The 7,471-nt window shown below is 40.8% G+C and carries 6 protein-coding genes and 1 pseudogene; 5 read left to right on the forward strand and 2 right to left on the reverse strand.

Annotated elements, in window-relative coordinates; translation table 11 throughout:
• Nucleotides 1–22: 22 nt before the first annotated feature.
• Together P20480_RS16095 and P20480_RS16090 are read left to right on the forward strand one after the other, a co-directional pair.
• A complete protein-coding gene (locus tag P20480_RS16095; protein WP_008126763.1) occupies nucleotides 23–1,945 on the forward strand; it encodes an ATP-binding cassette domain-containing protein in 1,923 nt (640 codons plus the stop codon).
• Nucleotides 1,929–2,351 (forward strand): TIGR02444 family protein, encoded by a 423-nt coding sequence (locus P20480_RS16090; RefSeq protein WP_008126767.1) that lies wholly within the window; start codon nucleotides 1,929–1,931, stop codon nucleotides 2,349–2,351. Before P20480_RS16095 ends, P20480_RS16090 begins: the two co-directional genes overlap by 17 nt.
• Here the strand turns inward: P20480_RS16090 and P20480_RS16085 are convergent.
• Nucleotides 2,348–2,734 (reverse strand): hypothetical protein, encoded by a 387-nt coding sequence (locus P20480_RS16085; RefSeq protein WP_008126769.1) that lies wholly within the window; start codon nucleotides 2,732–2,734, stop codon nucleotides 2,348–2,350. The genes P20480_RS16090 and P20480_RS16085 overlap by 4 nt on opposite strands.
• A 724-nt stretch (nucleotides 2,735–3,458) precedes the next feature.
• On the opposite strand from P20480_RS16085, the gene P20480_RS16080 reads away from it, so the two are divergent.
• From P20480_RS16080 to P20480_RS16070, 3 genes and pseudogenes are all read left to right on the forward strand, one after another.
• Nucleotides 3,459–4,439: a hydrolase gene (locus P20480_RS16080; protein WP_008126771.1), complete on the forward strand. Its 981-nt coding sequence runs from the start codon at nucleotides 3,459–3,461 to the stop codon at nucleotides 4,437–4,439.
• 9 nt (nucleotides 4,440–4,448) lie between these two features.
• Nucleotides 4,449–4,703: a YheU family protein gene (locus P20480_RS16075; RefSeq protein WP_008126773.1), complete on the forward strand. Its 255-nt coding sequence runs from the start codon at nucleotides 4,449–4,451 to the stop codon at nucleotides 4,701–4,703.
• A gap of 64 nt (nucleotides 4,704–4,767) precedes the next feature.
• Nucleotides 4,768–5,969 (forward strand): annotated as a pseudogene (locus tag P20480_RS16070) (dipeptidase).
• 317 nt (nucleotides 5,970–6,286) lie between these two features.
• Here the strand turns inward: P20480_RS16070 and tuf are convergent.
• Entirely contained in the window at nucleotides 6,287–7,471 is a 1,185-nt protein-coding gene (gene tuf / locus P20480_RS16065) for an elongation factor Tu (RefSeq protein ID WP_006791257.1), read from the reverse strand.

Here is a 7,471-nt window from a genome sequence, read left to right on the forward strand (position 1 = left end):
GGTACAGTAAAGTAACGCATTCATGATCCAAATATCAGAAATAGAACTCCTTCGTGGCGGAACAGCCTTATTAAAAAATGCATCAGCTACGTTATTTCCAGAGCACAAAGTAGGCCTTGTGGGCGCCAATGGCTGTGGAAAATCAACCTTATTTGGTTTACTAAAATCTGAATTGCAACTTGATGCTGGTAATTGCAGTATTCCTAAAGATTGGTCTATTGCTTCGGTTAAACAAGAAACCCCTGCCCTCGAAATAAGCGCGATTGATTATGTATTGCAAGGACACCCTGAATACTACGCGCTGCGTATTGCGCTGAGAGAAGCAGAACAAAATAACGATGGCGATACTCAAGCCAAAGTGCATATTCAGCTAGAAAACATGAAAGGCTACAGCATTGAATCGCAAGCTGGCGAGCTGTTGCATGGGTTAGGCTTTGCTAATAACCAAATAGAAAACCCTGTTAGTGCGTTTTCGGGGGGGTGGCGCATGCGTTTAAACCTTGCCCAAGCACTTATTCGAAACGCTGATTTACTATTACTCGATGAACCAACAAACCACCTTGATTTAGATGCCGTATATTGGCTTGAACGCTTTTTACGTGCCTATACAGGCACATTGGTACTTATATCGCACGACCGCGAGTTTTTAGATGCAGTGGTTGATCAAATTTGGCACATAGATAAACAACTTATCAATGTATACAAAGGTAACTACTCGCAGTTTGAACGCCAAAAAGCAGAGCGTTTATTACAACAGCAAGCCATGTTCGAAAAACAGCAAGAGCAAATTGCCCACCTAGAGCAGTTTATTACTCGCTTTAAAGCAAAAGCCAGTAAAGCTAAACAGGCGCAAAGCCGTGTTAAAGCTCTTGAACGTATGGAAAAGCTTGCCCCTGCACATGCCGACTCACCATTTAATTTTGAGTTTGCAGAGCCATTAGCGCTACCAAACCCACTCATGACGCTCGACAAAGCTCAAGCCGGGTATGGCGACGTAACTATTTTAAATAGTATTAAGCTGAACTTAGTACCTGGCAGCCGTATTGCACTGCTTGGTAGAAATGGCGCAGGTAAATCCACATTAATTAAATTACTTGCCGGCGACTTAAAACCACAAGCAGGGGATGTATTTCAGCACCAAGGCCTTAATATTGGCTACTTTGCACAGCACCAGCTTGAATCCCTTGACTTAAAAGCCAGCGCAATTACACATTTACAACGTTTAAATCCTAAGGCTAGCGAACAATCGCTACGTGACTTTTTAGGCGGTTTTGCCTTTATTGGCGATAAAGCGCTTGAGCCTGTAGCACCGTTTTCAGGTGGAGAAAAAGCCCGTTTAGTGCTGGCTATGCTGGTATATCAAAAACCAAATTTACTGCTACTCGATGAGCCTACCAACCACCTTGACTTAGAAATGCGCCATGCACTTGTTATGGCCCTGCAAGGCTTTGAAGGCGCTATGGTTACCGTATCGCATGACCGCCACATGCTGAAAAACACCGCCGATGAGTTTTACCTTGTAGACAGCGGTGAAGTAACCCAATTTGGCTACGAACTTGACGATTATTACCAATGGCTTCTTAATGCTAATAAAGCGGCTACTAAATCGGAGCAGGCCGATGAGCCAAAAGCAAACTCAGGGGTTAATAGAAAAGAGCAAAAGCGCTTAGAGGCTGAATTTAGAAAAGCCATTCAACCGCTTAAAAAGCAAATTGAGAAACTTGAAAAGCAGCTCGACAAACACACCGCAGAGCTCAGCGAAGTGGAAGTTGCACTTGGCGATAACGAGCTCTACAACGATGACAACAAAGCCCGGTTAAAAGAGTTAATTGCTAAGCAAGCCACGCTTACGCCTAAACTTAACGATATTGAAGAAGAGTTACTTATGGCGCTTGAAGAAATGGAAGAAAAAGAACAGGCCTTTGCCGATGAACTTGCTCAATAAAGACGACTTTTGGCAGTTTGCGTGTGACCTTTATAGCAAAGGTGACATGCAAACGCGTCTGTTGGATTATCAAAACCAGCAAGGTAAAAATGTAAACCTGTGTTTGTTACTGTATTACCTAGACTCTCTCAAGCTAGCAGTTAGTCAAACTCAGCTAAACAAGCTTGAACAATCAATTTGTGAATTTGACCAGCAGGTACTGAAGCCCCTTCGTGCTACACGCGTCTATCTAAAAGCAAATCAAACCGAGATTGCAGATTACGCTGTAATTCGTAAAGAGCTGCTCAGTACTGAGCTCAAGCTCGAGAAACAACAACAACAGATGTTAGTAGAAAAAGTGAATACTTTAACATTAGAGCCTGATTCGAGGACCACTAATGTAATGCTATATGTTGGAGAGCTTTAAGCATTCGTTTTTTGCTGCAACTGCAACCCTGTTAGGGTTGCTAAAGTAATAACTAACAATGAAACAGGCAACTCTATAATGGAAGTCTCACTGAAAAAGTAAAACTCTTGCAATATCAATGAGACAGTTACTGTACCAAGCAAAGAGCCTAAAAAGTAAACATAAAATGTATATCGCCAAGCATAATTATCACTGCGATATGCCATTACACCGTATAGTAAAAAAGATAAAACACTAGAAGGCATGATTGCAATAAGAATGTAATCGCCAAGCCTCGATGATGCATAGCGCTCAAAACCAACAACAGTATTAAGTAATGTCGATAAGGCAATTTGCAGCAGCATAATCACTAAAGTGTATTTAACTATCCGTGTAATGTTCAATGCCTACCACCATTATTACTAGGTATAAAAATAAAGCTATAAAGAAAAATTATAAGCCCAAGCAGATGTTATTGCTACTAAGCTTGTAGGAACCAGCTTTAGCTGCGAATAAATTTTGCATTCCCCTCATTTACTTCTCATTCTCTCTTTGTGCAAAAAACTATTTAAATAACTGACTCACAATGAGGCATAGAGGCGCTTCGCTTTAAGAGAAAAACAAAGCCGTGATTTAGCTCAGCAAACTTACAATAAAAATTATCGCCATAAATGACGACCTACAGTAATTCATTACCTTGAAACTGCTTTTTATCATTAATTCTCGTTGGGTTTCGCTATGCTCTAGCCAACCTATTTGATCCAAATCAACTTCTTTACGACTCTTTTAATAATCAGGAAAATAGCTTGATCTGGATCAGTTCAGAGCTGCAAAAATAGACCTATGATTACCCCATAGACATCAGGAGGCAATTATGGACGTATTCTTTAGAGATTTTTTTAGCGACCCAGTGTTATTTTTATCATTTGGCTTTTTAGGCGTCGTTATTAGTTTATGCCTATTTTTTGTTGTATTTTTTCTATGAAAAAAGTACACGACGCTGATCTGAAAGAACAACATTAAAAAATTAAGCACGACGCACAAAGCGCCTAATTAGTTATTAATTAGGCGCTTTTTATTCTTTTTGATACACTAACGCTTCGTTTTTGCAAAGTGTGTAGTATAAACATGACTCATAAGTTTAAACCCGCATGGTGGATGACCAATCGTCACGTTCAAACCATAATGCCGCGTTTTTTCCGCCCTTTTCATAATACTCGCTACGAATTAGAACAGCTTGATACACCCGACGGTGATTTTATTGAGCTTGCATGGTCACTTCCGCATAACGAAAATGCTCCACTTGCCATTGTATTGCATGGCCTTGAAGGCAATATTAATAGCTTTTATGCCAAAGGCATGATGAAAGCGCTAAAAAAGCAAGGGTATGCCGTTGTACTCATGCATTTTAGAAACTGCTCAACAGAAGTTAACCGCCTTCCCCGTGCATACCACAGTGGTGACACAGACGACTTAGCTTTTTTTATTAATCACTTAAAACTACAATTTCCAAACAGGCCTTTATTTGCGGTTGGCTTTTCGTTAGGTGGTAATGTATTGGCAAAATATTTAGGTGAGCAAGCCCAGCGATGCCCATTAAATGCAGCAGCCGTTATATCAGCACCGTATGATTTATCATCATCAAGTGATGTAATACGCAAAAGCTTGGGTAAAATTTATCAAAAGTATTTGCTCGATCGTATGAAAAAATCGATGCAGCGCAAGTTGCCTCAAATTAAGCAGCAAATACCCATTACAACTGATGAATTAATGGACATTAATGATTTATTAGAATTTGATAACCATATAACAGCCCCTTTGCATGGCTTTGAGAATGCACACGATTATTATCGTCAAGCCAGTGCTATGCCCTACTTAAAACATATTGCTGTACCTACCTTAATCATTCATGCGAAAGACGACCCAATGCTGTCGATTAAAGCAGTGCCTAGCAAGCAAGATGTGAGTGAAGATGTTACCCTGTGCGTCTCTGAAAAAGGTGGGCACGTTGGATTTATTAGCGGTAGTAATCCGTTTAAACCCATTTTTTGGTTAGAAAAAGCCGTACCCAGCTATTTTGGCCAACACATAATAAACAAAAACGAGTAACAAGCAGTAATGATTATCCCTTTTGAACAACTTGATAAAGACACACTATACAATTTAATAGAAAGCTATGTACTGCGTGAAGGCACTGATTATGGCGAGCAAGAGTTTAGTATTGAAAGTAAAGTAGCGCAGGTAAATCAACAATTAAAAAGCGGCGAAGCCATGGTGTTTTTTTCTGAGCTGCACGAATCGGTCACTATCATCTCAAAGAGTGAATTTAAAGCACTGCAAAGTGAAGAGCACCAACAAGCGTCGTATGATTAGAGTGTAATACTTGTAACTTTTTAGCTGAGCGTACACAATGGCTTTTTACCCAAAGAGCCAAAACATGATAAAACTCAGCACTCTAGTGGTAGCCGTATCACTAGCTTTAACAAACCAAGCCTTTGCAGAGCAACCTGTTAGCGCGTCAGACAAAGCGGTTAAACTTGCCAAAGACACTATTTTAATCGACACCCACATTGATGTACCTTACCGTATTCACGATACGTGGGCTGATGTAACTAAAGCGACTCAGGATGGCGATTTTGATTATCCTCGCGCAGTAAAAGGTGGCTTAAACGCGCCATTCATGTCGATTTATATTCCTGCTCATTTAGAGTTTGAAGGAAAAGGTAAAAGCTATCAATTAGCAAATCAGTTAATTGATGGGATGGAAGCGATTGCACAACGCGCGCCCGCTAAATTTGCAATGGCAAGCTCTACAAACGACATAGAGCAACAATTTAAAGATGGCAAATTGTCTATTGCTATGGGAATGGAAAACGGCTCTCCTATTGAAGGTGACTTAAAAAACCTTCAGCACTTTTTTGACCGTGGCGTACGTTATATCACTCTTGCTCACTCACAAAGTAATCATATTTCTGACTCATCTTACGATATTCGCCGTAAATGGAAAGGCTTAAGCCCCTTTGGTAAAGAGCTGGTCACTGCAATGAATAATATGGGTATGTTAATAGATGTGTCGCATATCTCAGATGATGCGTTTTATCAGGTAATGGAATTGTCTAAAACTCCTGTTATTGCCTCACATTCATCGCTTCGTAAATACACTCCGGGTTTTGAGCGTAATATGAATGACGATATGCTATTAGCCCTTAAAAAGAACGGTGGTGTGATTCAAATTAACTTTGGTTCAAGCTTTGTTACAGCAAAAGCAGGTGCATGGGGTAAGCAACTAAAAAGTACAAAAGAGTCTGCTAAAGAACAAGGCACTAAGTTAAGTAATAATTTTGATGCGGCTTATCGCGCTAAAAATCCGTACCCTTTTGCCAGCCTTGAACAAGTGCTTGATCATATTGATCACGTTGTAGAGTTGATTGGCATTGATTATGTTGGCATTGGCTCTGATTACGACGGTGTTGGCGATTCGTTACCTATTGGCTTGAAGGATGTGTCTAGTTATCCAAACTTAGTACAAGGCCTTATGGATAGAGGCTACAGCGATGGCGACATAAAAAAATACTAAGTGGCAATACACTAAGAGTATGGAAGCAAGCTGAAGCATATGCCAAAAACACTAAGCTGTAAAATTTGTCAGTTATCAAAAGTTTAATTAATAGCACGGCTTAAAGTCGTGCTTTTTTATGTGTTAAGTATAATTTAACACCAAGCTACTAATAGCTGAAAACGAAACACTTTTCTTTAGGCATTAAAAAACCCGAGACTAAGCTCGGGTCTTTTAGTATTAATTAACTTAAACGTTAACTATTACTCGTTGAGCGTTGCTACAAAGCACCTACGCCTAAGGTAAGAGCGCCACCTTCACGTGAGGCAAATTGCAGGCATTAAAAAACCCGAGACTAAGCTCGGGTTTTTTTAGTATTAATTAACTTAAACGTTAATTATTACTCTACGATAGTTGCTACAACACCAGCACCTACAGTACGGCCACCTTCACGGATAGCAAAACGAAGACCTTCATCCATCGCGATTGGTGCGATTAGAGTTACTGTCATCTTGATGTTATCACCAGGCATTACCATTTCTACGCCTTCTGGTAACTGTACGTCACCAGTTACGTCAGTTGTACGGAAGTAGAACTGTGGACGGTAACCTTTGAAGAATGGAGTATGACGACCACCTTCATCTTTAGAAAGTACGTATACTTCTGAAGTGAATGTAGTGTGTGGGTTGATTGAACCAGGCTTAGCTAGTACTTGACCACGTTCAACGTCTTCACGCTTAGTACCACGTAGTAGTGCACCAATGTTCTCACCAGCACGACCTTCGTCAAGAAGCTTACGGAACATTTCAACACCAGTACAAGTAGACTTAGTAGTCTCTTTGATACCAACGATTTCAACTTCGTCATTCACGTTGATGATACCGGCTTCAACACGACCAGTTACAACAGTACCACGACCTTGGATTGAGAAAACGTCTTCGATAGGCATGATGAATGGCTTATCGATGTCACGCTCTGGCTCTGGGATGTAAGAATCTAGTGCTTCTGCAAGCTCTACAATCTTGTCTTCCCATTGCTTCTCGCCTTCAAGTGCTTTAAGTGCAGAACCTTGAATTAGTGGTAAGTCGTCACCTGGGAAATCGTACTCAGAAAGAAGTTCACGAACTTCCATTTCTACTAGTTCAAGTAGCTCTTCGTCATCAACCATGTCACATTTGTTCATGAATACGATGATGTAAGGTACGCCAACCTGACGAGAAAGAAGGATGTGCTCACGCGTTTGTGGCATTGGGCCATCAGTCGCAGCTACTACTAAGATAGCGCCGTCCATTTGTGCAGCACCAGTGATCATGTTTTTAACATAATCGGCGTGACCAGGACAATCTACGTGTGCGTAGTGACGAGTTGGTGTGTCGTACTCAACGTGTGAAGTTGAGATTGTGATACCACGCTCGCGCTCTTCTGGAGCGTTATCGATTGATGCGAAATCTTTAGCAACACCGCCGTATACTTTTGCAAGTACGTTAGTGATTGCTGCAGTTAGTGTAGTTTTACCGTGGTCAACGTGGCCGATTGTACCAACGTTTACGTGCGGTTTTACGCGTTCAAACTTTTCTTTTGCCAT

The sequence above is a fragment of the Pseudoalteromonas sp. BSi20480 genome (assembly GCF_000241365.1).
Classification (GTDB): domain Bacteria; phylum Pseudomonadota; class Gammaproteobacteria; order Enterobacterales; family Alteromonadaceae; genus Pseudoalteromonas; species Pseudoalteromonas marina.